Source organism: Pedobacter frigiditerrae (assembly GCF_004331645.1).
Lineage (GTDB): Bacteria > Bacteroidota > Bacteroidia > Sphingobacteriales > Sphingobacteriaceae > Pedobacter > Pedobacter frigiditerrae.
Genome location: NZ_SJSK01000003.1, coordinates 750,755 through 777,728 on the forward strand (window position 1 = coordinate 750,755; position 26,974 = coordinate 777,728).

At 34.5% G+C, this 26,974-nt stretch carries 23 protein-coding genes and 1 riboswitch; of the genes, 7 read left to right on the top strand and 16 right to left on the bottom strand.

Features of this window, described 5'->3' with window-relative positions:
* Positions 1 to 36: 36 nt before the first annotated feature.
* The 7 genes from mutS to EZ428_RS14865 all read right to left on the bottom strand — a co-directional run bounded on the left by mutS (position 37) and on the right by EZ428_RS14865 (position 7,662).
* Positions 37 to 2,655: a DNA mismatch repair protein MutS gene (gene mutS, locus EZ428_RS14835; protein ID WP_394343157.1), complete on the bottom strand. Its 2,619-nt coding sequence runs from the start codon at positions 2,653 to 2,655 to the stop codon at positions 37 to 39.
* Positions 2,656 to 2,897: 242 nt separating this feature from the next.
* On the bottom strand, positions 2,898 to 3,434 hold the full coding sequence (locus tag EZ428_RS14840) for a 2'-5' RNA ligase family protein (protein WP_165501786.1): 537 nt from the start codon (positions 3,432 to 3,434) through the stop codon (positions 2,898 to 2,900).
* A gap of 102 nt (positions 3,435 to 3,536) precedes the next feature.
* Entirely contained in the window at positions 3,537 to 4,304 is a 768-nt protein-coding gene (locus tag EZ428_RS14845) for a sterol desaturase family protein (protein WP_131553947.1), read from the bottom strand.
* 63 nt (positions 4,305 to 4,367) lie between these two features.
* Positions 4,368 to 5,093 (bottom strand): menaquinone biosynthetic enzyme MqnA/MqnD family protein, encoded by a 726-nt coding sequence (locus EZ428_RS14850; RefSeq protein WP_131553948.1) that lies wholly within the window; start codon positions 5,091 to 5,093, stop codon positions 4,368 to 4,370.
* A 63-nt stretch (positions 5,094 to 5,156) separates the two neighbouring features.
* Complete coding sequence (locus EZ428_RS14855) at positions 5,157 to 5,771, bottom strand: histidine phosphatase family protein (protein WP_131553949.1); 615 nt, start codon at positions 5,769 to 5,771, stop codon at positions 5,157 to 5,159.
* Between the two features lie 73 nt (positions 5,772 to 5,844).
* Entirely contained in the window at positions 5,845 to 7,065 is a 1,221-nt protein-coding gene (gene mqnE, locus EZ428_RS14860) for an aminofutalosine synthase MqnE (protein ID WP_131553950.1), read from the bottom strand.
* A 102-nt stretch (positions 7,066 to 7,167) separates the two neighbouring features.
* Positions 7,168 to 7,662: a hypothetical protein gene (locus EZ428_RS14865; RefSeq protein WP_131553951.1), complete on the bottom strand. Its 495-nt coding sequence runs from the start codon at positions 7,660 to 7,662 to the stop codon at positions 7,168 to 7,170.
* 104 nt (positions 7,663 to 7,766) lie between these two features.
* Here EZ428_RS14865 and EZ428_RS14870 point away from each other — a divergent pair, with 104 nt between their 5' ends.
* The gene (locus EZ428_RS14870; RefSeq protein WP_131553952.1) at positions 7,767 to 8,885 is read left to right on the top strand and encodes a trans-sulfuration enzyme family protein; all 1,119 of its coding nucleotides are present in this window, start codon (positions 7,767 to 7,769) and stop codon (positions 8,883 to 8,885) included.
* Positions 8,886 to 8,949: 64 nt separating this feature from the next.
* On the opposite strand, the gene cysM is transcribed toward EZ428_RS14870, so the two are convergent.
* Together cysM and epsC are read right to left on the bottom strand one after the other, a co-directional pair.
* Positions 8,950 to 9,822, bottom strand: a complete 873-nt coding sequence (gene cysM, locus EZ428_RS14875; protein ID WP_131553953.1) for a cysteine synthase CysM — start codon at positions 9,820 to 9,822, stop codon at positions 8,950 to 8,952.
* Between the two features lie 2 nt (positions 9,823 to 9,824).
* Positions 9,825 to 10,619 (bottom strand): serine O-acetyltransferase EpsC, encoded by a 795-nt coding sequence (gene epsC, locus EZ428_RS14880; RefSeq protein ID WP_205945712.1) that lies wholly within the window; start codon positions 10,617 to 10,619, stop codon positions 9,825 to 9,827.
* A gap of 233 nt (positions 10,620 to 10,852) precedes the next feature.
* A riboswitch (SAM riboswitch) is annotated at positions 10,853 to 10,965 on the top strand.
* Positions 10,966 to 11,203: 238 nt separating this feature from the next.
* Between epsC and EZ428_RS14885 the strand changes: the two genes are divergently transcribed.
* The 3 genes from EZ428_RS14885 to EZ428_RS14895 all read left to right on the top strand — a co-directional run bounded on the left by EZ428_RS14885 (position 11,204) and on the right by EZ428_RS14895 (position 14,906).
* The gene (locus EZ428_RS14885; RefSeq protein WP_131553955.1) at positions 11,204 to 12,526 is read left to right on the top strand and encodes an O-acetylhomoserine aminocarboxypropyltransferase/cysteine synthase family protein; all 1,323 of its coding nucleotides are present in this window, start codon (positions 11,204 to 11,206) and stop codon (positions 12,524 to 12,526) included.
* A 9-nt stretch (positions 12,527 to 12,535) separates the two neighbouring features.
* Positions 12,536 to 13,594, top strand: a complete 1,059-nt coding sequence (locus EZ428_RS14890; protein ID WP_131553956.1) for a homoserine O-acetyltransferase family protein — start codon at positions 12,536 to 12,538, stop codon at positions 13,592 to 13,594.
* A 70-nt stretch (positions 13,595 to 13,664) separates the two neighbouring features.
* Positions 13,665 to 14,906 carry a homoserine dehydrogenase gene (locus EZ428_RS14895; RefSeq protein WP_131553957.1) on the top strand — a complete coding sequence of 414 codons (1,242 nt, stop codon included), beginning with the start codon at positions 13,665 to 13,667 and terminating at the stop codon, positions 14,904 to 14,906.
* A gap of 228 nt (positions 14,907 to 15,134) precedes the next feature.
* Here the strand turns inward: EZ428_RS14895 and EZ428_RS14900 are convergent, their stop codons facing one another.
* The 3 genes from EZ428_RS14900 to EZ428_RS14910 are packed head-to-tail and all read right to left on the bottom strand — an operon-like array spanning position 15,135 to position 20,509.
* Entirely contained in the window at positions 15,135 to 16,481 is a 1,347-nt protein-coding gene (locus tag EZ428_RS14900; RefSeq protein ID WP_131553958.1) for a dihydrolipoamide acetyltransferase family protein, read from the bottom strand.
* Between the two features lie 56 nt (positions 16,482 to 16,537).
* Positions 16,538 to 17,785 (bottom strand): competence/damage-inducible protein A, encoded by a 1,248-nt coding sequence (locus EZ428_RS14905; RefSeq protein WP_131553959.1) that lies wholly within the window; start codon positions 17,783 to 17,785, stop codon positions 16,538 to 16,540.
* Positions 17,786 to 17,791: 6 nt separating this feature from the next.
* The gene (locus EZ428_RS14910) at positions 17,792 to 20,509 is read right to left on the bottom strand and encodes a putative LPS assembly protein LptD (protein WP_131553960.1); all 2,718 of its coding nucleotides are present in this window, start codon (positions 20,507 to 20,509) and stop codon (positions 17,792 to 17,794) included.
* Between the two features lie 56 nt (positions 20,510 to 20,565).
* On the opposite strand from EZ428_RS14910, the gene EZ428_RS14915 reads away from it, so the two are divergent.
* From EZ428_RS14915 to EZ428_RS14925, 3 genes are read left to right on the top strand one after another with little or no spacing between them, the layout of a single operon-like run.
* On the top strand, positions 20,566 to 21,444 hold the full coding sequence (locus EZ428_RS14915; RefSeq protein WP_225871071.1) for an N-acetylmuramoyl-L-alanine amidase family protein: 879 nt from the start codon (positions 20,566 to 20,568) through the stop codon (positions 21,442 to 21,444).
* 42 nt (positions 21,445 to 21,486) lie between these two features.
* Complete coding sequence (locus EZ428_RS14920) at positions 21,487 to 22,260, top strand: N-acetylmuramoyl-L-alanine amidase family protein (RefSeq protein WP_131553962.1); 774 nt, start codon at positions 21,487 to 21,489, stop codon at positions 22,258 to 22,260.
* A 15-nt stretch (positions 22,261 to 22,275) separates the two neighbouring features.
* On the top strand, positions 22,276 to 23,229 hold the full coding sequence (locus tag EZ428_RS14925) for an MlaD family protein (protein WP_131553963.1): 954 nt from the start codon (positions 22,276 to 22,278) through the stop codon (positions 23,227 to 23,229).
* Positions 23,230 to 23,468: 239 nt separating this feature from the next.
* On the opposite strand, the gene EZ428_RS14930 is transcribed toward EZ428_RS14925, so the two are convergent.
* The 4 genes from EZ428_RS14930 to EZ428_RS14945 all read right to left on the bottom strand — a co-directional run bounded on the left by EZ428_RS14930 (position 23,469) and on the right by EZ428_RS14945 (position 26,900).
* Complete coding sequence (locus tag EZ428_RS14930; protein ID WP_131553964.1) at positions 23,469 to 24,380, bottom strand: ribonuclease Z; 912 nt, start codon at positions 24,378 to 24,380, stop codon at positions 23,469 to 23,471.
* Between the two features lie 6 nt (positions 24,381 to 24,386).
* A complete protein-coding gene (locus tag EZ428_RS14935) occupies positions 24,387 to 24,773 on the bottom strand; it encodes an STAS domain-containing protein (protein ID WP_131553965.1) in 387 nt (128 codons plus the stop codon).
* A gap of 35 nt (positions 24,774 to 24,808) precedes the next feature.
* Entirely contained in the window at positions 24,809 to 25,762 is a 954-nt protein-coding gene (locus EZ428_RS14940) for a phosphoribosylaminoimidazolesuccinocarboxamide synthase (RefSeq protein ID WP_131553966.1), read from the bottom strand.
* Positions 25,763 to 25,940: 178 nt separating this feature from the next.
* Positions 25,941 to 26,900, bottom strand: coding sequence for a PhoH family protein (locus tag EZ428_RS14945; protein ID WP_131553967.1), 960 nt, complete (start codon positions 26,898 to 26,900; stop codon positions 25,941 to 25,943).
* Positions 26,901 to 26,974 lie beyond the last annotated feature (74 nt).

Genomic DNA, 26,974 nt, shown 5'->3' on the forward strand with positions numbered 1-26,974 from the left:
AGACTTAAACCTTCAACCTTCCATCCCTCAACCTTTTTAAGTTTTTATCAATCTTTGTATTTCATCCAATTTAAGTAAAGCTTCAACTGGTGTTAAAAGATTTACATCTAGGTTATTCAAGGTATCTCTAATTTTAACTAAAACCGGGTCATCAATGGCAAACATTTGTAATTGATAAGCTTGGTTTTGAACTTTTTTAATGCTGTCTTTAATACTTTGTCCTTCAGTTCTATCAATCTCTAAACGTTTTAATATTTCGTTAGCACGATTAATCAATTTTGAAGGCATTCCTGCCATTTTTGCAACGTGGATACCAAAACTATGCTCACTTCCTCCAGGAACTAACTTACGCAAGAAAATCACTTTGTTGCTCATTTCCTTAATCGTTACATTAAAGTTTTTGATACGCCCCATTGTATTCTCCAGTTCATTTAATTCGTGGTAGTGCGTTGCAAATAATGTTTTAGGTCTTGCAGTTGGGTGCTCGTGTAAAAACTCTGCAATAGCCCAAGCAATAGAGATACCATCGTAAGTACTTGTACCGCGACCAATCTCATCCAGTAAAATCAAACTTCTATCTGAAATGTTATTTAATATACTTGCCGTTTCATTCATTTCCACCATAAACGTACTTTCTCCAGATGATAAATTATCTGAAGCACCAACACGAGTGAAAATCTTATCTATCAAACCGATGTTTACAGCCTTTGCCGGAACAAAACAACCCATTTGCGCCATCAAAACAATCAAAGCAGTCTGCCTTAAAATTGCCGACTTACCCGACATGTTCGGACCAGTAATGATGATGATTTGTTGTGTATCATTATCCAAGAAAACATCATTGGTAATATATTCCTGACCAATTGGCAATTGTTTTTCTATTACCGGATGGCGGCCACCTTTTATGTCTAACTCCTTTTTATTGTTTAAATTTGGTTTTACATAATGATTTGAAACTGCCAATTGTGCAAAACAAAGCAAAACGTCTAGCTGTGCAATTAAATAAGCATTGAGTTGGATAGGTTTAATGTAATGTGAAACCTGATACATCAGGTCTGCATACAAACGAACTTCTATTGCTTGAATCTTTTCTTCAGCTCCTAAAATTTGTTCCTCATATTCTTTAAGTTCTGGTGTAATGTATCGCTCTGCATTAACTAGAGTTTGTTTGCGAATCCAGCTTTCTGGGACTTTATCTTTATGTGTATGTGTAACTTCTAAATAGTAGCCAAAAACATTGTTGAAGGATATTTTTAAAGAAGGAATCCCAGTACTTGCCGCTTCTCTTTTCTGTATCTCAACTAAATATTCTTTTCCACCAAAGGCTATTTTCCTTAATCGGTCTAAATCCTCATCTATGCCATCAGCAATAACATTTCCTTTAATTAGTAAAGCTGGAGGGTCTTGATTTAACTCCCTTTCTAACTTTTCCTTAATGCTTAAACAAGGATTTAATTGAGAAGCCAATACAGTTAAAAATGGATTTTGAGTTTTTTCTGCAAGGTTTTTAACCTCCTCAATATGGGAAAGCGCTCTTTTCAATTGCACCAATTCTCTCGGACCAGCTTTTTGCAAACCAACTTTAGAAATTAACCTTTCTAAATCTCCAATTGGTTTTATATGACTTAAAAACTCGTGCAATAAATCATCATGATTAACCAAATATTCAACCATCCCTAAACGTTCTTGGATTGGCTTTAATTCTTTAAGCGGCATGATAATCCACTTATGCAACATCCTTGCACCCATCGGGGTAGATGTTTGGTCTAAAACATCAAATAAGGTTACGCCGTTATCATTAGAAGTACTTACCAATTCTAAATTGCGAATGGTAAATCTATCCAGCCACATGTAGCGATCTTCTTCCAATCTAGAAATAGAAGAAATATGTTGTAAATTACGATGTTCGGTTTCTCCCAAATAGTAAAGAACAACACCAGCAGCAACAATTCCAGTTTGTAATTTATCAACCCCAAAACCTTTTAACGAATTAACTTCAAAATGTTTGGTTAATATTTCATTCGCATAATCGTTGGTAAAAGCCCAATCATCAAGCGTGTAGGTATAAAATTTGTCTCCAAAAAGATTTAAAAACTCTTGGCGTTTACTTTTCTGAAACACAACTTCTGTTGGTCTAAAACCTTGCAAAAGTTTATCTATGTATTCAGCATTGCCTTGAGCAACTAAAAATTCTCCCGTAGAGATATCACAGAAAGCAACCCCTAGATTTTGTTTATCAAAATAAACAGCAGCCAGATAGTTGTTAGATTTCTGACTTAAAATATTATCGTTGTAAGCAACACCAGGCGTAACTAACTCTGTAACGCCTCTTTTCACAATAGTTTTAGTGGTTTTTGGGTCTTCTAGTTGGTCGCAAATCGCTACCCTTTGTCCTGCCCTAACTAATTTGGATAAATAATTTTCTAAAGAATGATGCGGAAAACCAGCTAGCTCTAAAGCCCCATTTGGACCCGTGCCTCGTTTGGTTAAAACGATGCCCAAAATATTGGCTGTTTTAATGGCATCCTCACCAAAAGTTTCGTAAAAATCTCCTACTCTAAACAATAACAACGCTCCAGGATATTTCGCCTTAATCGTGTTGTACTGCTGCATTAATGGTGTTACTGTTTCCTTTGCTTTAGCCAAAATTGTCATCGTTTACTAAAGTGTAAATATAGCATCTTGAGGCTTAGTCTTGAAGTTTTTGTGGAGAAAATATTAATCCGTTGAGAAGTTTATGTATAATTGCTGATTGCTAATTAAATCATTTGAAAAGCATTTTTCGTCTCTTTCTTTAAAGTCAGTACTGCTGTCCGTTCTAGCCCTCATTCTTCGGGCTGCCATTACCATCAGGTTTAGAATTTAAAAGCTAGTGATACTATTGAAGTGTTAGGTGCTTAAAACAAACTTTGCTGAGCCAATGGTTTTGGAGGAAGACCTATAAATTTAAATTCATTTGGAAGAACATCGTACTGCTTTTTTACTGGGTTAAATTTCCTTAAAACAATACTTGTACAATCAAATTCCAATTTAGCTTCTTTAAACATCTCCAACGCAATTGTAACGTTTTCTTTAGTCAATTTTCTTCCTATAGAAATATGAGGGTCTTTACTGTGAAATGATTTTTTGATGTTAAGATTTTTTTGAATTCGTTTCATTAAATCTGTCAAAATTGATTTAGTTGGTTCATCTGGTTTTAAAAATACAGCGCCATTAGCATAACTATTTATACCTTCAAAATTTAAATGAATTGGATTTTCGTAACTGGCTATTTCTTTTAAATGATTAATAATATCAACTATTTCACCTTCATCTATAACAAACTCACTTATTGTAATATGAGCGTTAGAATTTCTACTATTATACCAGCCAATCTTAGTATAAAGTGCATTCTTATATTCGTCAACACACACTACACCTTCCTCTTGTGGCATTATTGCAATTGAATACCTACCATCCATAATCTCATTATATTTCTGACTTCATATTATTTAGTTATTCGATTCAAATATTGACAAAAGTGAGCAGGATAGCTATTACTTTCCAAATCTGTTGGCTTGAATTCTATCATATTCCTTCATATAATCTGGATTTTCTGTCTTACATATCCTGTCCCAAATTCTAAAATACAAGCCATAATTTCCTTTAAACTTACTGTGATGTAAATTATGGTAGACAGATGTATTAATAATCTCGAATAAAAAAGAGTTCCTAAGCCATTTAGGTGCAGTTTCATAACCTAAATGACCATACACGTTGATGATAAAACCCACCAAAACAAAAAGAATAATCCCCAACTTGTGCATTGGCAAAAACAAAACAATTAAAATAATCACCGCATTTTCAGCAATGGTTTCCAATAAACTAAAAGAATAGGAAGTAAACGGTGATGGATTTGTTGATTTATGATGAACCAAATGTACTAACATGAATATTTTTGGATGGTGCAGCAGTCGATGCATCCAATAGAAATAAGTATCATGAATGATTAAACAAATAAACACACTTATGGATATCCACCAAATAGGATATTCATTCACATCCTGATATATTTTTGTATAGGCAGTAAATGGTGTAAATAAAATGAAATAACCTATTAGTGTAGTTACAAATATCATTTGAAGCGAATAAGCTAGCTCTCTTTTATAATCTTGCTTATTTGCTAGTTTACCTTGAATTTTAGCTTTGTGGGATTTTGAGCTCGAAATAACATAATACAACACAAATGGGATGCCTGCGAAAAGGATGTACCTAATCGTAGAAATGCTAAAAATGCGTACTATTTTTTCAAAGTCCTCTTGCATAACATCAAAACAATAAACAAATTAACTTATATTATATGACGTAACAAGTATAGTAGATACCTTTTACAATTGTTCTATATAATTCAGAAATAAATTTAGTGCTTTTCTTTTATCAGTAGTCAATTCAAAGTTTAATTTGTTTAACAAATAATCATCTAAATCGAAATTTGGTATGGATTTTAACTCCTTTAAAACTTCCTTTCTGTGTGCTAAACCAAACTTTAAAGCTTTGTCAAATTCTTTAACAAAGTTTAATGGAATTTCTTTATTGGCTACCCAAGCCGCATACACAAATGGTAATCCTGTAAATTTCATCCACTCCTCACCCATATCGTATGCATAGGCAAAATCAGCTTTGCGCCCAAAAGTTCTATCTCCAATTAAAACAATGGCATCAGTATCAATAACATCATCTGTTACAAATTCTACATCAATCTTGAAATAAAATTTCAATAAAACTTTGGCTAAATTGTTCGATGTTCTAGATTGCAAATCGAGTTTTAAAGTTTTTATTTCAGATACTGGAACTTTAGAAAAAATAAATACAGAGTTTACTGCTCCCACTGAACCAATACAATAAGAACCAATTATGTTTGCATTTGGTACAAAAGGAATTGCAGCAACTGGTATTAAACCTATATCAACTTGGTTATTAATTAGTTTAGCAGCACAATCTGAAGGAATATCTAAACTTAAATCTATTTGATTTATAATTTCATTTCTTTCTATTCCGTAGATAAATGGTTTGGTGTTGGTATAGGAAACGGCTGATATTTTTATTTTATTCACTTGTTGATTTATTCTTTTTACCACCAAAGAAACCTTAGAAAACCTAAGAAATATGGTATGTAGTTAATCTTTTAAATGGTCTGTATTATTAAAATCGATTACTGAAAAATGCCCATCGGCATATTCCATTTTATAAAGTGTGGTATTTTGATGTGGGAAATCACCCATTTCTGAAAAAGGCTTTTTAAGTAGCATACACAACAATAAACGCATTGCCCTGCCATGCATACAAACCAAAATTCTTTTTTCTTCCGTTCTGCTTTTTATCAATTCAATGGTTTCGTGCATCCTCAACATCACATCATTCGGACTTTCACCACCTTCAAACTTGGCTTCATAATTACCACCTTGCCATTTCTCTACAATCTCTAAAAATGCGTGTCTTGCTTCTGGTGTATTTGGTTGCCCTTCCCATAATCCCCAAGCTAATTCGTCTATGCCTTCGTGTTGCTCCCAAGGTAACCCTAAATCAATAAATTGTTGAACCGTTTGATGTGTTCTTTTTAAGGCAGAAGTATATATTTTATCAAATTGGATGTCCTTATAACGATTGTAAAAAGCTTCAGCTTGAGCTCTTCCAGTATCGTTTAAGTCGCTATCGACTCCTCTTCCTTGTACTATTCCTAACCTGTTTAATTCTGTTTCGCCGTGGCGGATAATGTATATTTCCTTAGTCATTGGTTCATTAGTTCATTGTGCGATAGTTAAGCTATTTGAACATTTCAACATTCAAACCTTAAAACATTTCGACCTAATTTATTACTGGCAATTTATAGTATTGTGGTTTAACATCATCTTCAAAAACAACATTAGTAAAATCAGTAACCACATTGTACAAAGTATCTCTTTCAATAGGTTTGCGACCAACTTGCTTAATTAAATTAACCAATTCTTTAGTACTCATTGCTGGGTTTTGCTCCTCGGCACCTGCCATTGAATAGATTTTAGTGGTATCATCTAAAGTTCCATCAATATCATCAACCCCAAAGTTTAAGGACATTTGAGCAGTTTCTCTACTAATCATAGCCCAGTAAGCCTTTATGTGGTCAAAATTGTCCATATAAATCCTCGCAATGGCATAATTCCTTAAGTCTTCAATAACAGAAACCTCAGGTACATTACTCATCTGGTTATGCTGATTTCTGAACTTTAAAGGAATAAAAGTCTGGAAGCCCTTTGTTCTGTCTTGCAATTGGCGTAATTGCTCCATGTGGTCTACACGGTGCTCAAATTTTTCTATATGGCCGTACAACATTGTTGCATTAGAACGCATTCCTAATTTATGCCACTCTTCGTGTATCGCCAACCATTGCTCTGCGGTACATTTATCCTTGGCAATCTGCTCTCTAATTTCTGGATGAAAAATTTCAGCCCCACCACCTGGAATTGATTCCAAGCCAGCTTCCTTCATTAATTTCATTCCAGTTGAGTAATCAATTTTAGCTTTTTTAAAGATATAATGATACTCAACTGGTGTTAAAGCTTTAACATGTAAATCTGGTCTGTGTTTTTTAATTGCAGTAAATAAAGCCGAATAAAAAGCAACATCGTACTGTGGCAAAACACCACCAACAATGTGAACTTCTGTAACGGGCTCATTATCGTATTTTTTTACGATATCAAGCATTTCTTCCATTGTCAACGCCCATCCTTCTTCCTTTTGCTTAATTAAACGAGAATAAGAACAGAATTTACAGTCGTAAACACAAAGGTTTGTTGGTTCTAAATGGAAATTCCTATTGAAATAAGTTTTATCGCCATGCTTTTCTTCTCTAATAAAATTGGCTAAAACTCCTAAATAGCCAAGCTCAGCATGTTCATATAAATAAACACCTTCATCAAAAGTAATTCGTTGATGGTCTTGAACTTTTTGCGCAATATCCTTTAAGGGAGTAGAAAGATTTGGGTTTTGAATAAGAATGTCTAAAGCCTGCACAGTAATTCTTTTTATGTTTAGGCAAAAGTACAACATTGCCCTAATTGAACATCATTTTGTTGTAAAAATGGCTTATTTAGAAACAATAAAAGCCCCAATTTTCATTGAGGCTTTCTTATCGAGACAAATTTATATTAATTACTTTGCTGCTTTTGTAAAATTTAAAACCACATAAGCAGTTCTACCACCGTATTCAATTGGAGATTTAATCACCATCATGTTATCATCAGCAGATGCTAAGGCTAAACGATAACCTGAAGTTACATTTTTTGCTTTATCGCCTTCAAATATTTGTTTATACTGAAAAGTTCCATCAGCTGGGCTTACAGACCAAAATATTGCTTGTGTTTTTGCAGCACAAGTAGAACTTGCTGGCAAACTGTAACTTCCATTACCACTATTGGTTAAACTCCAAGTACTGCCAATAAAACACTTATAAGAACTTTCCCCTAAAAAAGATTTAATCGCTATATCAGGAATTCCTTCAAAAGTAATATTGTTTACTACCCAATTACCCGTTACATCACCTCTTTTCGCTGAAACAGCACCTGCGGCTGTAGTTTTCGGAGAGCAGCTTTGTAACACTATTATAGAACTACAAATTAAGGCTGCTATTAAAAATATTCTTTTCATATACTTGTTTTTTGATTAAGCTAATTACATAAATCTTGCCAAGATTAAAATTTAGGCATATAAAAATTTAGCTTTGTTATCATATTTTCTTAATCCCGTACAAAATGAAACCAGAAACTACTGCCATACATGCTCTAAATTTAGTTAAAAGTGCCACAGGCGATGTAACCATGCCTATTAGTTTATCGACCACTTTTTTAAGAGGTGAAGATGGTGGTTATCCGGGCGGACACATGTATAGCAGGGTTAGTAATCCAAATCGTTCTGCGTTAGAGAAAGTAATTACCGAATTAGAATTTGGAGAAGACACTTGTGCATTTTCATCTGGCAATACTGCAGGAATGACTGTTTTTCAGGCTTTAAAAGTTGGCAGTCACATCATTTGTCCTGATGATATGTATTGGGGGTTAAAAAAGCAATTACTAACCATTTTTCAAGATAGCTTAACTTTCGATTTTATTGATTTAACAGATTTAGCTGAAATAGAAAGTTTTGTTAAATCAGATACAGCAATGATTTGGGCAGAAACACCCTCAAATCCACTACTAAAAATTACAGATATCAAAGCATTAGCCAAGCTCTGTAAAAAACATAATTTGATGCTTACTGTAGATAGTACTTTTGCCTCTCCTATTCTTCAAAACCCGATAAAATTAGGAGCAGATATTGTAATGCACTCGACCACTAAGTATATTGGCGGCCATAGCGATGTTTTAGGAGGTTCATTAACAACCGCCAAAAAGAATGAATTTTGGGAAAGGATTATAAATGTTCAGCAAACTGGTGGCGCAGTTCCTTCTCCCTTTGATTGTTTCCTGTTATTAAGAAGCATTAAAACTTTAGCATATAGAATTAAAGGTCATTGCGAAAACGCCATAAAATTAGCAGTATACTTAGAAACTCATCCTAAAGTTGAGGCTGTTTATTATCCAGGTTTAAAATCTCACGCTCAATATGAGATTGCCAAAAAACAAATGAAAGATTTTGGCGGAATGCTTTCTATCTTGGTTAAAGGTGATGCAACAGCTGCCCGGAAAGTAGTAAATAGCGTGAAAATATTTGCACAAGCTACAAGTTTAGGAGGTGTAGAAAGCTTGATAGAACATAGAGCATCTGTAGAAGGACCGGACTCCAAAACTCCACAAAATTTAATTCGAATTTCTGTTGGCTTAGAGCATATAGATGATTTAATTGCAGATTTGGAGCAAGCTTTAAATGCGTAGCAAGTGTAAGAAATAACGTAGGTTCGGTAGAAATATCATTCAATTTACCGAACCTATTTTATAGTTATCCAAACAAATCACTGCTCAAATAGCGGTCTCCTCTATCGCATGCTATAAATACAATCAAACCACTTTCTATCTCTTGCGCTAACTGCAATGCGCAATGCAAAGCGCCCCCACTACTCATACCTGCAAAAATGCCTTCTTTTTTTGCTAAATCTCTAGCTGATTTGACGGCATGTTGCTGAGAAACATCCATAATTCGATCAACACGTTGTGGTTCATAAATTTTAGGCAAATATTCAATCGGCCAGCGGCGAATACCAGGAATAGATGAATCTTCCGTAGGCTGACAACCCACAATTTGAATGTCGGAATTTTTTTCTTTTAAGTACCTAGAATTACCCATGATACTGCCAGTGGTACCCATACTACTAACAAAATGCGTGATTCCGCCATTAGTATCGCTCCAAATCTCGGGACCAGTTGTTTTGTAATGTGCCAAATAGTTATCAGGGTTGGCAAATTGATTTAGCAGAAAATAACCTTTTTGGCTTCCTTTTTCTTCGGCATAATCCCTACATACTTCAATAGATTCGAGCAAAGTAACCTTAGCACCAAAAGCCTCCATGGTTAAAGTTCGCTCTTTGGTAGAACTAGCTGGCATTACCAGTTCTATTTCAATACCATAAATAGAGGCAATCATAGCTAACGCGATACCTGTATTTCCACTAGTAGCTTCTATCAATTTAGTGTTTTTATTAACTTCGCCACGTTCCATCGCACTGCGAATCATATTTAAGGCTGCCCTATCTTTAACACTTCCACCAGGGTTATTTCCTTCTAGCTTTGCGTAAATTTTTACGTTTGGATTGGGATTTAAATAGCATATTTCTGCTAATGGTGTATTGCCTATGCAATCTATAATTGTTTTCATGTTTACTTAATTTTAATTTCAGCTTGATGATAAACTGTAGAATTTTCTGGAACACTTACTGTTAACCACACGTTTCCGCCAATTAAACTATAATCACCAATAACAGTTAAACCTCCTAAAATGGTAGCACCAGAATAAATAATCACATAGTTACCAATAGTTGGATGTCTTTTGGTGTTACCTTTAGATTTATCAACACTTAATGCACCCAAAGTTACCCCTTGATAAAGTTTTACATGATGACCTATCTCTGTAGTTTCACCAATTACTAAGCCAGTTCCATGGTCAATGTACAGATATTCACCAATTTTCGCTGCCGGATGAATATCTATGCCCGTTATCGTATGTGCGTATTCTGTAATAATTCGCGGGATGTAAGGCACTTCCAATAAATATAACTCATGGGCAAAGCGATACATTGCAGTAGCAAAAAAACCAGGATAACATCTAATGATTTCGAATTCACTTTGTGCAGCTGGGTCGCCATCAACAAGTGCAGAAAGGTCTGTATTTAACTTCCGATAAATTTCCGGCAGGCGTTCAAAAAAAGTATCTGCAATCTCTTTATAGTGATTCTTGTTGCAAGCTTTAGTTGATTTCAATATCAGTTGAAGTTCTTCTTTAAGCTCAAAAAATACTCCTTTTAATATCTCAACCGTATAATTACTGGACGATCCTCGCTCTGGAAAAAGCAGATTGAGCAAATTATTTGCCCAACTGGCGATGGCTTGATTTGAGGGCACTACCTGCTGTTGATTTTGACGAAAAATGATACTATCTAGTAATTTGGCTTCCAATGGATATAAATTTATTTACTCTACAAAGTTAGTATACTTTATTTGTATTCAATATATTTTGATATCTTAAAAGTCTTAATAACTTATCCAAATTTAAATTCTCAAAGTAAATAGCTGAAAAACAATATATTAAAAATTAGTCAGAATTAAATTTTGTATTTAATTGAAAAAAACTCTACTTTTGGAATATGATTTGGCGAAAGCTAGATTAAAGTCAACACCGTTTAGGTTTTGATTTATAAAGAAGTGGCGAGAGACAGGCTCTTTGACCCACTGGCAACCCTCCCTAACGGAGAAGGTGCCAATTCCTGACCATTCGACATGGTGTTGTTTGGAAATATAAATTAAGAAAGATGAAAACATTAAATTCAATTTCGCAAAGCGAAAATCTTAACTTAAAACCTCAAGGTTCAGTTTCTACTATTGTAAATCAAATTCGTTGTAATTCACAGCTGATGAATTGTATGTGCTGTTGCATGTACTAATTTAAAATCTTCCTTTTTGTCTTTCAATCCGGAAGGTCCCGAAAACACGGGATACGCCCAATTATAGAATCAAATTCAATTACAATTAATTTAGAAACCATGTCAACTACTCATAAATTCGAAACACTACAATTGCACGCTGGCCAAGAAATAGACCCAACAACTGGCTCAAGAGCTGTTCCTATCTATCAAACCACATCCTATGCTTTTAAAAATTCTGAACATGGCGCAAATTTATTTGCCTTAAAGGAATTTGGGAACATATATACTCGTTTAATGAATCCTACAACTGATGTATTCGAGAAAAGAATTGCAGCTTTAGAAGGTGGCGTGGCGGCATTAGCAGTTGGTTCTGGACAAGCTGCTCAATTTATTGCCCTAAACAACATTTTGCAGGCAGGCGATAATTTTGTTGCATCAAGCCATTTATATGGTGGTTCTTATAACCAATTTAAAGTTGCATTTAAACGTTTAGGCATAGAAACAAAATTTGCCAATGGCGATGACCCTTCAGATTTTGAAGCAAAAATTGATGAGCAAACAAAAGCAATCTATCTAGAAACCATTGGTAATCCTGCATTTAGTATTATAGATTTTGAACAAATAGCTGCTATTGCAAAAAAACACGATTTACCTTTAATAGTAGACAATACTTTCGGTGCTGCTGGCTACTTATTTAGACCATTAGAACATGGTGCACACATCGTTGTCCAATCTGCCACAAAGTGGATTGGTGGTCACGGTACAAGTATTGGTGGGGTAATTGTTGATGGTGGTAATTACAATTGGGCAAATGGTAAATTTTCTCAATTTACAGAACCATCAGAAGGTTACCACGGTTTAGTTTTCAGCGATGTATTTGGTGAAGGTGGACCTTTTGGAAACATTCAATTTATTATCCGTGCTCGTGTAGAAGGTTTAAGAGACTTCGGCCCTGCCCTTTCTCCATTTAACTCATTTTTATTAATCCAAGGATTAGAAACTTTATCTCTTCGCGTTCAGCGCCATGTAGATAATGCATTGGCATTGGCCAAATGGTTAGAAAATCATCCAGCAGTTGCTAAGGTAAATTACCCAGGATTAGAAAGCAGTCCTTACCACGCCAACGCAAAAAAATATTTAAGTAATGGTTTTGGTGGGGTACTTTCATTTGAATTAAAAGGCGACAAAGAAAATGCAATTGCTTTAGTTGATAACTTAAAATTAGTTAGCCATTTGGCGAATGTAGGCGATGCGAAAACCTTAATTATCCAGCCTGCAGCAACTACACATCAACAATTAAGCATTGATGAACAAATTGCAGCTGGAGTAACGCCAAATCAATTAAGAGTTTCAGTTGGCATCGAGCATATTGACGATATCAAAGCAGATTTTGAACAAGCTTTTGCAAAAATTAACATACAAGAACAAGAATTAGCGTAATACTGAGTAATGAGCACACAATCAACATATAAATATCCAAAAATCTTCAAATTAGAAAGCGGAAAGAAACTACGCACTCTAGAAATTGCTTATCAAACTTTTGGCAAATTAAATGCTAATAAAGATAATGTGGTTTGGGCTTGCCACGCACTTACAGCAAATGCTGATGTGTTAGATTGGTGGGAAGGATTATTTGGAAACAATGCATTATTTAATCCTAATGAGCACTTTATAGTTTGCGCTAACATTTTAGGTTCAAACTATGGGACAACAAATCCGTTAAGTGAAAATCCAATAACAGGTCAACCGTATTATTTATCTTTTCCAGAATTTACCATTAGAGATTTAGCTTCAGCACATCATTTATTAGCTAATCATTTAGGAATAGATACTGTAAAAGTTTTAATTGGTGGTTCCTTAGGTGGACAACAGGCTTTAGAATGGTCATTATCTAAAACTCAAACTATAGAAAACTTGGTTTTAGTGGCTACAAATGCTGTACATTCTCCATGGGGAATAGCTTTTAACGAAAGTCAACGTTTGGCAATTAGCGCAGATAGAACATTTTACGCAAACCAGCCAACTGGCGGATTAAAAGGTTTAAAAGTAGCCCGTAGCATCGCTTTATTGTCTTATCGCACTTATCAGGCATACGCAGATACGCAATTAGAAAGTGTTAACGATAAAACTACTGGTTATAGAGCTGCATCTTACCAAAATTATCAAGGTGAGAAATTATGTAAACGCTTCAATGCATACAGCTACTGGTATTTAAGCAAAGCGATGGATAGTCACAATGTTGGTCGTGGTAGAAAAAGTATTGCAGCAGCGTTAGATGAAGTGAAAGCCAACACCTTAGTTGTTGGGATAGAAAACGATGTTCTTTTTCCTATAGTTGAACAACAATATTTGGCTAAAAATATTAATGGCGCACAATTTAGCAGTATCAGTTGCGCTTATGGCCATGATGGTTTTTTGATTGAAACTGATAAACTGACAAACATTATAGGCACCTTTTTAAAAGAGAGTGCAAACAAGAAAATTATAAAATTAAACAGAACAGCTTAGATCGTTTCTCGTCCATCGTTGTGCGTTTCAAGCAATAACGAAGTACGAATAACGAATAACGAACAAAAAAATGAGCAAGAAACTTAAAATAGGATTATTTGGATTTGGGGTGGTTGGACAAGGATTACACGACATTATTCGCGGGCAAAACCTTAATTTAGAGATTGTTAAAATAGCTATTAAAAACCCTGAAAAGAAACGCAGTTTAGATGCACATCTTTTTACTACTTCTCACGAAGAGATTTTAAATGACCCAGAAATAAATACAATTGTAGAATTAATTGATGATGCTGATGCAGCTTTTAGAATTGCTAAAACGGCATTAAGTAATGGCAAAAATGTAGTATCTGCCAACAAAAAAATGATTGCCTTACATTTAGCAGAGTTAGTTCAACTACAAGCAGATAATGGAACATCTTTACTTTATGAAGGTGCTGTTTGCGGAAGTATTCCAATTATCAGAAACCTAGAGGAGTATTATGATAATGAACTTTTACATGGAATTAGTGGAATTTTCAATGGTTCATCAAATTATATTTTATCTAAAATATTTAATGAAGGTTTGGCTTACTCTACTGCTTTAAAACAAGCGCAAGATTTAGGTTTTGCAGAAACTGACCCAATTTTAGACGTTGGAGGTTATGACCCTAAGTTTAAATTAACAATAGCTACCGCTCACGCTTATGGCTTATTTATTAATCCAGATAAGATATTAAATGTTGGTATTCAAAATATTTCTGATGCTGATATTCAATATGCTAGAGAGAAAAACTTCAAGATAAAATTGGTGCCAACAGCAAGAAAAATTAGCACTAAACAGGTTGTAACTTTTGTGCTTCCAAAATTTGTTAAGGCTGATGATTTCCTTTACAATGTTGAAAATGAATACAATGGCGTAACTGTTCAAGCTGCTTTTGCAGATAAACAATTTTTCTTTGGTAAAGGTGCAGGCGGTCATCCAACTGGTGCAGCCGTACTTTCAGATATTGCAGCTTTGCGTTATGAGTATCGTTACGAGTATAAAAAATACCATCAACAAAACGGTCTAATTCATACGGATAAAGTTAGCATTGAAGTTTATTTACGTTACGTTCACGAGTACACAGTAGAGAAATTACAAGTTGAAAATATCTCAGAGCGATTCTCTCGCAACGATTATAAATATGTAATTGGAAGCGTGAGTTTAAAGAGCCTTATAGAAAATAGAGATCTACTTTTAAATAAAGATGTGTTTATCGCACAGACTGGCAAGTTAACTTACAGTCAACAAGATATTGCTGCCATCGCCGAAGAAGGCGTGCTAGTAAACTAAAAATTATTTTGTTTTGTTTTGATTGCAAATTGCCTCGATTTCATCCATCGGGGCTTTTGCTATCTAGGTTATTGTCATTCTGAGTGCAACGAAGAATCTCTGTGTAGTTTTGAAGAAGATATTTTTCACTGTGTTCAGAATGTAAAAATAAAAAGGTCTGTGATTTACAGACCTTACGATTATTTCTTGAAAGTAGTCCATTGAACTAATGAACCAATGGCTAATAAACTAACTAATCTCTCTATTGATATCCCAGTTTTCTAAATAATCTGCCACTCGGCGAACAAAAGAACCTCCCAAAGCACCATCAACAACTCTATGGTCATAAGAAAGCGAAAGAAACATCATGTGACGAATAGCTATCACATCACCAAATTCTGTTTCTAGAACTGCAGGTTTCTTTTTAATAGCACCAACGGCTAAAATAGCAACTTGAGGTTGATTAATAATTGGGGTTCCCATTACGTTTCCAAAAGAACCAACATTGGTTAATGTGAAAGTACCGTTTTGAGTTTCGTCTGGTTTTAATTTCGAATTACGAGCACGAGAAGCTAAATCGTTAACTGCTTTTGTTAAACCCACTAAATTTAACTGGTCGGCATTTTTAATAACAGGGACAATTAGATTTCCACTTGGCAAAGCTGCTGCCATACCAATATTAATATCTCTTTTTTTAATGATTTGCGTGCCATTTACAGTTACATTAATCATCGGGAAATCTTTTATCGCTCTACTAACCGCTTCGATAAATATTGGGGTAAAAGTTATTTTTTCATTCTCACGCTGCTCAAATGCTTTTTTTACCTTATCTCTCCACTTTACCATATTAGTCACATCGGCTTCAACAAAAGAAGTAACGTGTGGAGAAGTTTGCTTACTCATCACCATATGCTCAGCAATCAGTTTACGCATTCTATCCATTTCAATAATCTCATCGCCACCACTAACCGAAGTTACTGGTTGAGATTTAGGAACTTCTGTTTTTGTAGCTTGAACTGGTGGTGGAGCTTGCGTTGCAACTTGAATTACCTTCTCTGGAGCACCACTATTTTTACTTTGTATATAATTTAATAAATCGTCCTTTGTTAAACGACCTTCAGCACCACTTCCTTGAATTTGATCTAGTTGGGCTAGCGAAATATTTTCTTGAGCAGCAATGCTTTTCACCAAAGGCGAATAAAATCGCTCTGAGGCTGCGAAATCAATTGATTGAGCAGCTGTTTGATTATCTTGTGGTAATTGTTCGGCACCAGGAATACTTTCTACTGGCGCACTTACCGAAGTAGTTTCTTCAACTGTTGGCTTTTCAAAAACAGGCGTACTTTCTACATTACCATCTGTTTCAATTATTGCAATCACAGCACCAACTTGAACAACGTCATCAGTTGCAAAAAGTTGTTTCACCAATTTACCAGCCACAGGAGATGGAACTTCAGAATCTACCTTATCGGTTGCAATCTCTAAAATAGTATCATCCAGTTGAATCATATCCCCTGGTTGTTTATTCCATTTAATGATGGTTGCCTCTGCAACGCTCTCTCCCATTTTCGGTAACAATAATTCGTATTGAGCCATATTGTCTGATTGTTTATAATTGGTAATCGAGCGCAAAAGTACGCCTTTTTACCTATTTATTTCAAATCTTGTTTCAAGAGATTTAAAAGCATGGTTAAAGCTGCTGTTGCAGAACGTTCTATATTTTGAATTCGTTTATTGCTAAAAGTGAATAATTTAGCAATAGTTTGATTTTTGGATGAGATAGCAATCCACACTGTGCCAACGGGTTTTCCTGGCATACCGCCGTCTGGCCCAGCAATACCACTAACCGCAATTGCATAATCGGTTTTGAAATGGTCAATTGCACCCTCGGCCATTTCTTTTACAGTTTGTTCGCTTACTGCACCAAATTCAGTTAGGGTTTGATGTTTAACTCCAAGAATAGATTCCTTTAAATCGTAAGAATAAGCAACTGCACCACCAGCAAAAACCGCAGATGAACCTGCGTGCTGTGTCAATAAATGAGCAATATATCCACCTGTACAACTTTCTGCAGTAGAGAGTGTCAAGCTGTTAGTCCTCATTAAATCTAAGATTGCTTTTTCTAAAGCCACGTCATCTTCTGCTGCAACAAAGGTTTTAATTCTTTCTATAATTTGTTGAGCATATAAATTTACCTCTGTTTTTAAGGCAATTTCAGCATTACCAATGGCGCTTAATCGCAACCTCACCTGACCAAGTTTCGGTAAATAAGCTAATTTAATATGACTCGGTAAAGCATCTTCTAAATCTTCTATTTGTTGAGCTAAAAAAGATTCTCCTTGTCCGATTGTTAAAATGGTTTTATGTACGATAAAAGGTAATTCGAATGCTTTTTGTAAGCGAGGAAGAATTTCGTCTTCCATTAAATACATCATCTCAAAGGGAACACCTGGCATAGAGACAATAATTTTTCCATCTACATCAAACCACATACAGGGTGCAGTTCCATTTTTATTTTGAATTACGATACAGCCATCTGGAACATCAGCCTGTCGCCTATTTAAATCAATCATTGGCCTATTCAGCTTAGCAAAAAGACCTTCAACGTGAGCCAATGTTTCAGCATCTCTTCTCAAAGGCATATTGAAATATTTAGACAAGGTAAGCTTGGTAATATCATCCTTTGTTGGCCCCAATCCGCCAGTTATTAAAATGATGTTTGCTCTTTTTTTAGCTTCATCCAAGGCTTGTATAATATGTGCTGCGTCATCAGAAACTGAAGTAATTTGTTTTACACTAATTCCAATCTTATTCAGCTCCTTACCCATCCAAGCAGAGTTTGTATCTACTATCTGACCAATCAATATTTCGTCGCCTATGGTGATGATTTCCGCTAACATATATTTTTAGTATTTGGTATAATAACCTTTTCTCTTGCTCAACTTCAAATCTTGAAGAACAGATGCCTTCACTTTAATGTCAATAGAATAACTTTGATAAGCACCAAAAGGAATCCAACTCGCACTTAAATCCCAGCAATGTAAATCTCTATAAATGGCAAAAGAAGTATATGAAATGTTTTTAGCCTTAAAATCATAGCCAGAGTTAAATTGGATTTTCCATTTTGGAGTTAAATTAAAATCACCATTAAAATTTAAGGTATTACTAATTGTTCTAGTTTCTTTTCTTCCTAGGGGGTTGCTGTAGTTAAAGCTATAAGAAAGTGCAATGTTCCAAGGAATGTTAAAATCAACAAAGGCATTTGGGTCTCTACTTATTGCTTGCAATCTGTCTGTTTCTTCTTGAGTTCTTCCCGCTGCAGGAGTTTGATTTTTAACATCTTCCACATTTTTATTACGACTTTTTAAAGCGTCTGGATTAAAACTGAAATCTGTTGAGAAAGTTACGCTAGTGATACGAGGCAAACGATAACTGTCAACTTCACGATAACTAGGAAGGATTGATTGATTAGCAGTGCCTGCATTAACAACTGTACCAACATTTTTAACGGCATAAGGACTTAATGAACCACTAAAATTAAAACCTAACTTATCAGTAAATTGTGAACGTCCGCCAAAGCTAATAGGTGCTAATTTCATACTGTCAGCTACAAAATTATAAGAACTAGAAAACGTTAAACCTTGAATGATAGGAATTTTCTTTTCACCTGTTCCAGTGGTATCTTTTGCTGAGGCTACTTTTAATTCCACATTATTATCTAATGAAAAACCAATTGAAGCTTGTTTTCCAGCTGAGGGTCCGCCATAAATTCCTTGTTCAAAAATTGAGTATTTTAATCTCTTACCTTGATAATCTTCAACATACCTACCAGTCTTTACACTTTTACCTGGCCTTAAATCATTTGTATATAATTCTTGGTCTTTATAATATCCAAAATTACTTGATGAAAAATCTGGTTTGTAAGAGAAGCTAAAGTTAGGTGTCATTACGTGGCTAAAACCCTTAATTTTACCCAAGTTTGCAAACTTTTTCCTAAAATAGAGCTTGGTAGACATTCCAGTACTCAAAGTATATTCTCCTGCTCTTTTAAAACCATTAACTGTATCTGTAACAACTGTTGGAGAACCTGTTGGATTTTCTAGGTAACGATTGTTGATGGTTTGAAAATACCAACGTTCATTATAATTAACACTGGTATTAAAGTTTAGGTATTGAAATAAATTGAATGGTAAACTGATTGGAATGTTATGCTGAAAACCATTTTTAAATCTTTTTAGCCCATCTTTATCAAAAAGCATATCTTCTCTGGTATTAACCGTATTACTGGCCTGTAAACTATAACCTACAGTTAGTTTCTGATACCACTTTTGTTCTCCCACACTATTCTTTCCGTAAAATGGAGTAAGTGTAGACATATTTAAACTAACTTGAGGTAGGGTTAAGCTAATTGTTTTTGCTTGTGTTTCTTGACTGTGAGAAAGTGCTGCTGTTAGGTTAAACAATCCATCGCCAAAAACTTTACCATAGGCAATACTAGAGCTTAAGGTGTTTTGTGCAATCTGATTAATATCATAACTAGCATTAGCCGCAGTTGTGCTAAAGTATGTACTTGTTCCAGCATTTACCGAAGCACTAAATGTAGTCCCTGGCCTTGCATTAGCGTTCTGGCTGTGAGTCCATCCAATGTGAAAATTTTTCTGAGGTTTATATTCTGGGGTTCCTTCTAAACCATTTCTGGTACTAGAATAAGCTAAGTTTAAATTGCCACCATATTTGTAGCGTTTCAAATAATTTGTTCCTAAGTTTAAATCATAAGAACCATTGGTGAAGATATTACCAGTTACTTTAGCATCCCAATAATCACTTAAAATCACATAATATCCGCCATTTGTTAAAGAGAAACCCTTTGTGGCATCTTCTCCAGGGGTTGGTAAAATAAAACCAGATGATTTTTTATTTGGTTTGGGGAAAAATGCAAAAGGTAAACCCAATGGCATTGGAATTCGTTCAAATTCAAAATATACTGGTCCAGTAATAATGTGATTCTCAGTAGCAATACCTTTAGTAATATGCAAACCGAAATGCGGCTCTGGTAAATTACACGTACTATATGTTGTTCCAGAAACGTGAAATTCATTGTCGGGTTGAACTTTTGTTCTTCCCCCTGTGAAAAAACCACCTTCTTGTTCTTTAAAAATACCATCTACATTACCTTTTCCAGTCTTTGTATTATAACTTATAGAATCAGCAATCCCTGTTCCATCAGTTCCCATTTTAAAAATAGGTCTGCCATAATATTTGCCCTTATCATTTGTGATACCTCTAGCAAAAATGATGTTGTTTTTTGAGTCGTATCTAATGTATTCTGCATCTAATTCAAAGGTTTCATAAATAACCCTCGCCTTGCCGTATAGATGCATTATTCCATTTTTTTTATCAATATGGGTCGAATCATTTGCAAAGTGCTCAATCTTATCATCAAGTCCACCAGCACCTTTTTTCATCTTAACCTTAGTTGTATCTTTTTTAGATGTATCTATTGGTTTAGCGATTTGTTTGGGTACTTGCTGAAAAAAAATCGTAGATGTTGCGAGTGCTTTATTACCAACAGATGTTAATAAAAGAGTAAACGTTATAAAAATGATGTATCTTAAAAGTTTCAAATTCGTGTGTGAATGTTATTTTTGCAATAATGTTTATCCCAAAACGTTCAAAATTAATGAAAAATATACCATTGGTTAGGTCAAAAGCAATTTTGATTGTACTTATTTCTATCATATCTATCTTAGGTATTGATAATCAACTAATTGCACAAGAATACAAAATTAAAACAATTGTAATTGATGCAGGTCATGGAGGTAAAGATGGAAGCACGAGAGGCTCATATTATACAGAAAAAGATGTTGCGCTTAAAACTGCCATCAGATTAGGTAAGCTAATTGAAGAGAACATGAAAGATGTTAAGGTAATCTTAACACGAAATGATGATACTTTTGTTCCTCTTTATGAGCGTATCGCCATCGCAAATAATGCAAAAGCAGATTTATTCATCTCCATACATTGTAATGATATGCCGGTTGTTAGCAGTCGTTACATAAGTGGTTACACCAGAAATAAAAAAGGCAAAAAAGTTCCTGTTTACAAAACTAGGTATGCAAAAAGTACTTCTACAAGAGGTGTAGAGACTTTTGTGTCTGGTAGCGGAAGAATAAATGAACAAGATGCAGCCATTAAGCGAGAAAATGCATCTATCTTTTTAGAGGATAATTATAAAGAGAATTACGACGGTTTTAATCCTGATGACCCAGAAAGTGCTATCATTTTATCATTAATGAAAAATACTTTTAGAACACAGAGTTTAAAATTAGCAAAAATGGTGCAAGACCAATATGTAAGCGTTGGCAGGATTAATAGAGGTGTTCAAGAAAAAAGTCTAGCTGTTTTAGCTAGAGCCGGAATGCCAGCAATATTAACAGAAATAGGCTTTATTAGCAATCAGGACGAAGAAGACTATATGAATTCAGAAGCTGGCCAAATTGAAATTACCAATTGTCTTTTAAAAGCAATACAAGCTTATAAAGTAAGTGTAGAAATTTAGTTGACGATATTTATTATAAATTTGCAGTTCAAACATCATTAAATGAGATTAAAGTACGCCTTTTTACCACTTCTTATTCTATTTTTTATAAACATAATTGTTGCAAACGCACAAGGTTATAAAATAAAAACCATAGTAATTGATGCTGGTCATGGTGGCGTAAAACCTGGTGCAAAAGGAAAATATTCTTATGAAAAAAATGTTGCATTACAAGTTGCCTTAAAATTAGGTAAGAAATTAGAAGAAGAACTTCCAACCATTAAAATCATTCAAATTCGTAAAACTGATGTTGATGTTGATTGGTATCGCCGGGCAGAAATAGCCAATAATGCCAAAGCTGATTTATTTATATCGATACATTGCAATTCGATGGATAAGGGCAATCATTACACAAAAGGAACTGAAACTTTTGTAGGTGCTTATCGTCGTATTAACGAAATGGATGCTGGCATTAAAGAAAACGAGGACATCATTAACGATAAGAATTATAAGAAAAAAGGTACTTACGACCCAACAGACCCTGAAGAATTAATTATGTTATCTTTGTATAAATCTCTTTACCGAGCTAAAAGTTTAGCATTGGCTAAGATGGTGCAAAAAAACTATACAGATGTAAACAAAAGGGTTAATAGAGGTGTTAAGGAGCAAGGATTATTAATACTCCAAAGAGCAGCAATGCCTTCGATTTTAACCGAAATTGGATTTATATCTAACCCTGCCGAAGAAGATTACATCAACTCTGCAGATGGACAAGAAGAGATTGTAAATGCAATAGTGAATGCCATCAAACAGTACAAAAAAGAAATTGAAAACTAACAAACACCAAACTACGTGAAGATAAAAAACGAAACCAAGGTAGGCGTATTAGCAGCATTTGCAATAGCTTTATTAATTATTGGCTATAACTTTTTAAAGGGAAACTCTATATTCTCTAGTGAAACTGAGTTATTTGCAATGTATACTCAAGTAGATGGGTTAGGTGTTTCTAAACCCGTATTAATTAATGGTTTTCAAATCGGAAGAGTTGATAAATTAGAATTACAAGAAGACGGTAGAATTAAAGCTACCTTAAAAATCAAAGACGAGTATTTAATTCCTATTAATACAATTGCAAGATTAGAAAGTACTGATTTGTTAGGTGGAAAAGCGGTGGTAATGGTACTTGGTAATAGTAAAGAGTATGCAAAAGATGGTTATGTTTTAAATGCCAATGTAGAAAAAAGCTTAATGGAATCTGTTCAGCCAGTGCAAAAGAAAGCTGAAATGATCATTACTAAAATGGACTCTATACTAACTAGTGTAAATGCTATTTTAAATCCTAACTTCCAGAAAAATGTAGATAAAAGCTTTACCAGCATCGCTTCTACCCTAGCATCATTAGAAGGTACATCTAAAAAAGTTGATGCATTGGTTGGCTCTGAGAGTTCAAAATTATCTGCTATTTTATCTAATGTTGAAACGATTACTGTAAACTTTAAAAATAATGGTGCTAAGATTGATGCCATATTAACTAACTTAAATACAGTTACAGATAAGGCAGCTGCTTTAAATTTTAAAGCTACCATTGATAATGCAAATAAAGCAGTGGCTGATTTACAGGGAATGGTTTCTGATTTAAAGGGAGGAAAAGGTTCATTAGGGAAATTACTTAATGATGATGAGATGTATAAAAACCTAACCAACGCTGCTAAAAATCTAGATAATTTGATGATAGATTTAAAGGCAAACCCTAAACGTTATGTACACTTCTCTGTATTCGGAGGTGGTAACAAAACAGATAAATAAGGTTAAATGATATTTATTTAAGCCGCATATGCGCAGATTATCCTTCTGTACATCTGCGGCTTTTTTTATGGAAAAATTATGGTTTTCGTCCCTTGTAGGTGGGAATTTTAAAGCATTAAACCTAAATCACGGCACATTAAGATACCTAATCAGCTTGTTTCAAATTCACTTAGGGAAGTTGGGTATAACGACCTTCAAAAATATTATTCTACTAACAAATCAAGAAAATCTTTTTTTTGCTAAATCTCAAATGTTAATCCTTCAATGGCCAATTCAGTTTTTTGAAATACTGTTTTCGCTTCATCTAACAACTCGCTTAAAGTCTTATACCTTGATGAAAAGTGCCCAATCAACAATTTCTTGGCACCAACTATTTTAGCGATTTCTGCGGCCTGCAATGCCGTTGTATGATGTGTTTCTTTTGCTCTCTCTAACATTTCGTGTAAAAAAGTAGCTTCATGATATAAAGTATCACAGTCTTTTATACTTTCGAAATAACGCTCATCAAATAAGGTATCTGAACAATAAGCATAAGATTTTGGTTCTGCCGAGTCTGTAGTGTAATCTAAATTCCTAATTACATCACCGTTTGGCAAATCTAAATCAACCCCTCTTTTTAATAAAGGATATAATTCTATCGGAACATTATCTTGTTCCAATTTATCAATTAACAGTTTCCTTAGGCGTTTTTTTTCTGTAAACTTAAAACCCGTACAAGGAATACGATGATTTAAGATAATCGTTTCTACCGTAACATCATTATTCTGAAAAATAATAGCACTTTGGGTCGTATCAGTATAAAAATAAACTAGCTCATATTTTAAATGCGTGTCTGAATGTTTAAACTGAAGCTCCAATATTTCTTGTAAAGCAGCAGGTCCATAGATATAAAGTGGCTTTATGCGACCATTTAAGTGCATACTTGAGAGCAACCCTATTAAACCAAAATAATGGTCGCCATGTAAATGACTAATAAAGATATAGTCTATTTTAGATGCCTTAAGATTAAATTTAATTAGCTGTTGTTGAGTTCCCTCAGCACAATCAATCAAATAAAATTTTTCATTACAATTTAATAATTGAGCTGTAGGATTTCTATTGTGAACTGGGGTAGCCGAGCTGCTACCCAAAATGGTTACCTCAAATTTCATTAGAAATCATCCCTTATCTACACCTCCACGTAATTCTTTCTCTATTTCTTCCATAAAGATTAAATCTGTGGCTTCATCTAATTTATTTACAAAAGTAACTGAATTATGAAGGTTTGACATTTTAACAATTTTTGCAATTGAATTATTAACGCCTGTAACAACAAAAACACCTCCTGCACTTTTACAAAGCCTGTCTCCTACCAAAAGGCAACTTAAATCTTGTGAATCATTACATTCTTCAACCTCAGATAAATCTAAAACTATGTTACGATAGCCTTCAGTATTTAACAAAATAAATTCTGATTTTAATGCAGGCGTGTTGTCATTAGTGAACCTTGGTTCGTCCAATTTTAGAACAACATATTTTTCGTGTTTATCTGTAGAGAATTTCATGGTATAGTATTTTATTTAAACGAAAGTAACGATTATTAATTTGATAATAAATCCTTAATCGCATTTATGACATTTTGTTCTATTCTATTTACAATGCTTGATGATGGGTTTTTAACAAACTTTTCACCTACAATTTGCTCATATAATTCTATGTAACGCTCTGAAATTGAATTCACAATGGCTGGTGTCATTTCTGGAATAACTTGCCCGTCTTTACCTTGAAAATTATTTTCAATTAACCATTTACGGACAAACTCTTTAGATAATTGTTTTTGAGGTTCATTATTATTTTGTCTTTCTTCATAACCATCTGCGTAAAAATAACGAGATGAATCTGGTGTATGAATTTCATCAATCAAATAAATGGTGTCGCCTACCTTACCGAACTCATATTTGGTATCAACCAAAATCAATCCTCGCTCTGCAGCCATCTCAGTGCCTCTTTTATATAAAGCTTGGGTATAACTTTCTAAATTTTCATAATCAATCAAAGAGACAATGCCCTTGGCTAAAATATCTTGTTTAGAGATATCCTCATCATGCCCAACAGCAGCTTTTGTGGTTGGAGTTATTATTGGAGTAGGTAATTTATCGTTTTCCTTTAATCCTTCTGGCAATTCAACACCACAAACACTTCTTCTACCTGCACTGTATTCTCGCCAAGCGTGACCAGCCAAGTATCCTCTAATCACCATTTCAACCTTGTAAGGCTCACATATCCTGCCAATGGTAACCATTTCATCAGGAGTAGATGAAACCCAGTTAGGAACGATATCTTTTGTAGCAGCTAAAAATTTAGCAGCAATCTGGTTTAAAACCTGTCCTTTAAAAGGAATGGCTTCTGGTAAAACAACATCAAATGCTGATATCCTGTCTGTTACAACCATTGCCATCAATTGGTCGTCGATTGTGTAAACATCGCGCACTTTACCTTTATAAAAATTGGTTTGTTGCGGGAAATTAAAGTGGGTTTCTTTGATTGCTTTCATTGGGTATAAAAATATGAAAAAAGTCGGAAAGTAAGAGGTTGGAAGACAAAAAGTAAGAAGATTGGGACTTTCAAAAAATGAGTTAAAAAAGCAAATAGCTGATAGTTAATGATTAAAAACATTAGCTATCAGCTTAATTACTTGTCTAAGTACTAAATACTTTATACTAATTACTTCCTTACTGAATATCTCCGTAAGCTTTCAATATCGCCTTAACCAATTTGTGCCTTACCACATCATCGCCATTCAGGTAAATGATATCAATACCTTTTATTTCTTCTAAAATACGAAGTGCATTATGCAAGCCAGATTGTGCTTTTTTAGGTAAATCAATCTGTGTAATATCACCAGTTACAATAAATTTAGCTGTTGGACCCATACGGGTCAAGAACATCTTTAACTGTAAATCCGTAGAGTTTTGCGCTTCATCTAAAATCACAAAACAGTTATCTAATGTTCTACCACGCATAAATGCCAATGGTGCAACTTCAATAGTTCTGTTTTCTAGATATAACTTTAGTTTTTCAGGCGGAATCATGTCATCCAAAGCATCATAAAGCGGACGTAAATAAGGATCTACCTTTTCTTTTAAATCGCCCGGCAAAAACCCAAGGCTCTCTCCTGCCTCAACAGCTGGTCTAGTTAAAATAATTCTTTTGATTTCCTTATTCTTTAAAGCCCTTACCGCTAAAGCTACTGCCGTATAGGTTTTACCAGTTCCAGCAGGGCCAATGGCAAACAGAACATCGTTTTTACCAATACTGTCTACCATTTTACGCTGATTAGCCGTACGAGCTTTAATCATTAAGCCATGATTTCCAAAAACGATAACCTCACCAGTGTTGATGGCTGCTGTTGGCGCATCATCAGCTTTTGTTGTCGTCTTTTTAGAACCTAAAATAGCCTCTACATCGTTATGGGAAAGTGTCCTGTACTTTTCAAGATGAGCAACCAATTGTTCGAACTTTTGCTCAAATGCCTTAAGCTCAGCTTCATCGCCCAATGCCTTTACGTCATTTCCTCTTGCTACAATTTTTAATTTTGGGAAAGCAGATTTGATTAACTCATAATGCTCATTGTTGGCACCCCAAAATTGTACTTGGTCTGTTGTTTCTAATGTTAGCTTTAGTTCGTTCAAAATATTGTATTTTTATTTAGGAGTGTATATTTTGATTTAAAAATTGAATATTTGTAGGCGATTTGCCTGTACAC

Excerpts from the sequence above, each read along its gene's own strand:
- EZ428_RS14900 (WP_131553958.1), bottom strand. The coding sequence starts at position 16,481 with ATGGCTCAATACGAATTATTGTTACCGAAAATGGGAGAGAGCGTTGCA.
- EZ428_RS14930 (WP_131553964.1), bottom strand. The coding sequence starts at position 24,380 with ATGAAATTTGAGGTAACCATTTTGGGTAGCAGCTCGGCTACCCCAGTT.
- EZ428_RS14865 (WP_131553951.1), bottom strand. The coding sequence starts at position 7,662 with ATGAAAAGAATATTTTTAATAGCAGCCTTAATTTGTAGTTCTATAATA.
- cysM (WP_131553953.1), bottom strand. The coding sequence starts at position 9,822 with ATGAAAACAATTATAGATTGCATAGGCAATACACCATTAGCAGAAATA.
- EZ428_RS14935 (WP_131553965.1), bottom strand. The coding sequence starts at position 24,773 with ATGAAATTCTCTACAGATAAACACGAAAAATATGTTGTTCTAAAATTG.
- EZ428_RS14905 (WP_131553959.1), bottom strand. The coding sequence starts at position 17,785 with ATGTTAGCGGAAATCATCACCATAGGCGACGAAATATTGATTGGTCAG.
- EZ428_RS14895 (WP_131553957.1), top strand. The coding sequence starts at position 13,665 with ATGAGCAAGAAACTTAAAATAGGATTATTTGGATTTGGGGTGGTTGGA.
- EZ428_RS14915 (WP_225871071.1), top strand. The coding sequence starts at position 20,566 with ATGAAAAATATACCATTGGTTAGGTCAAAAGCAATTTTGATTGTACTT.
- EZ428_RS14840 (WP_165501786.1), bottom strand. The coding sequence starts at position 3,434 with ATGCCACAAGAGGAAGGTGTAGTGTGTGTTGACGAATATAAGAATGCA.
- EZ428_RS14890 (WP_131553956.1), top strand. The coding sequence starts at position 12,536 with ATGAGCACACAATCAACATATAAATATCCAAAAATCTTCAAATTAGAA.
- EZ428_RS14870 (WP_131553952.1), top strand. The coding sequence starts at position 7,767 with ATGAAACCAGAAACTACTGCCATACATGCTCTAAATTTAGTTAAAAGT.
- EZ428_RS14940 (WP_131553966.1), bottom strand. The coding sequence starts at position 25,762 with ATGAAAGCAATCAAAGAAACCCACTTTAATTTCCCGCAACAAACCAAT.
- EZ428_RS14845 (WP_131553947.1), bottom strand. The coding sequence starts at position 4,304 with ATGCAAGAGGACTTTGAAAAAATAGTACGCATTTTTAGCATTTCTACG.
- mqnE (WP_131553950.1), bottom strand. The coding sequence starts at position 7,065 with ATGTTGTACTTTTGCCTAAACATAAAAAGAATTACTGTGCAGGCTTTA.
- mutS (WP_394343157.1), bottom strand. The coding sequence starts at position 2,655 with ATGACAATTTTGGCTAAAGCAAAGGAAACAGTAACACCATTAATGCAG.
- EZ428_RS14885 (WP_131553955.1), top strand. The coding sequence starts at position 11,204 with ATGTCAACTACTCATAAATTCGAAACACTACAATTGCACGCTGGCCAA.
- EZ428_RS14855 (WP_131553949.1), bottom strand. The coding sequence starts at position 5,771 with ATGACTAAGGAAATATACATTATCCGCCACGGCGAAACAGAATTAAAC.
- EZ428_RS14920 (WP_131553962.1), top strand. The coding sequence starts at position 21,487 with ATGAGATTAAAGTACGCCTTTTTACCACTTCTTATTCTATTTTTTATA.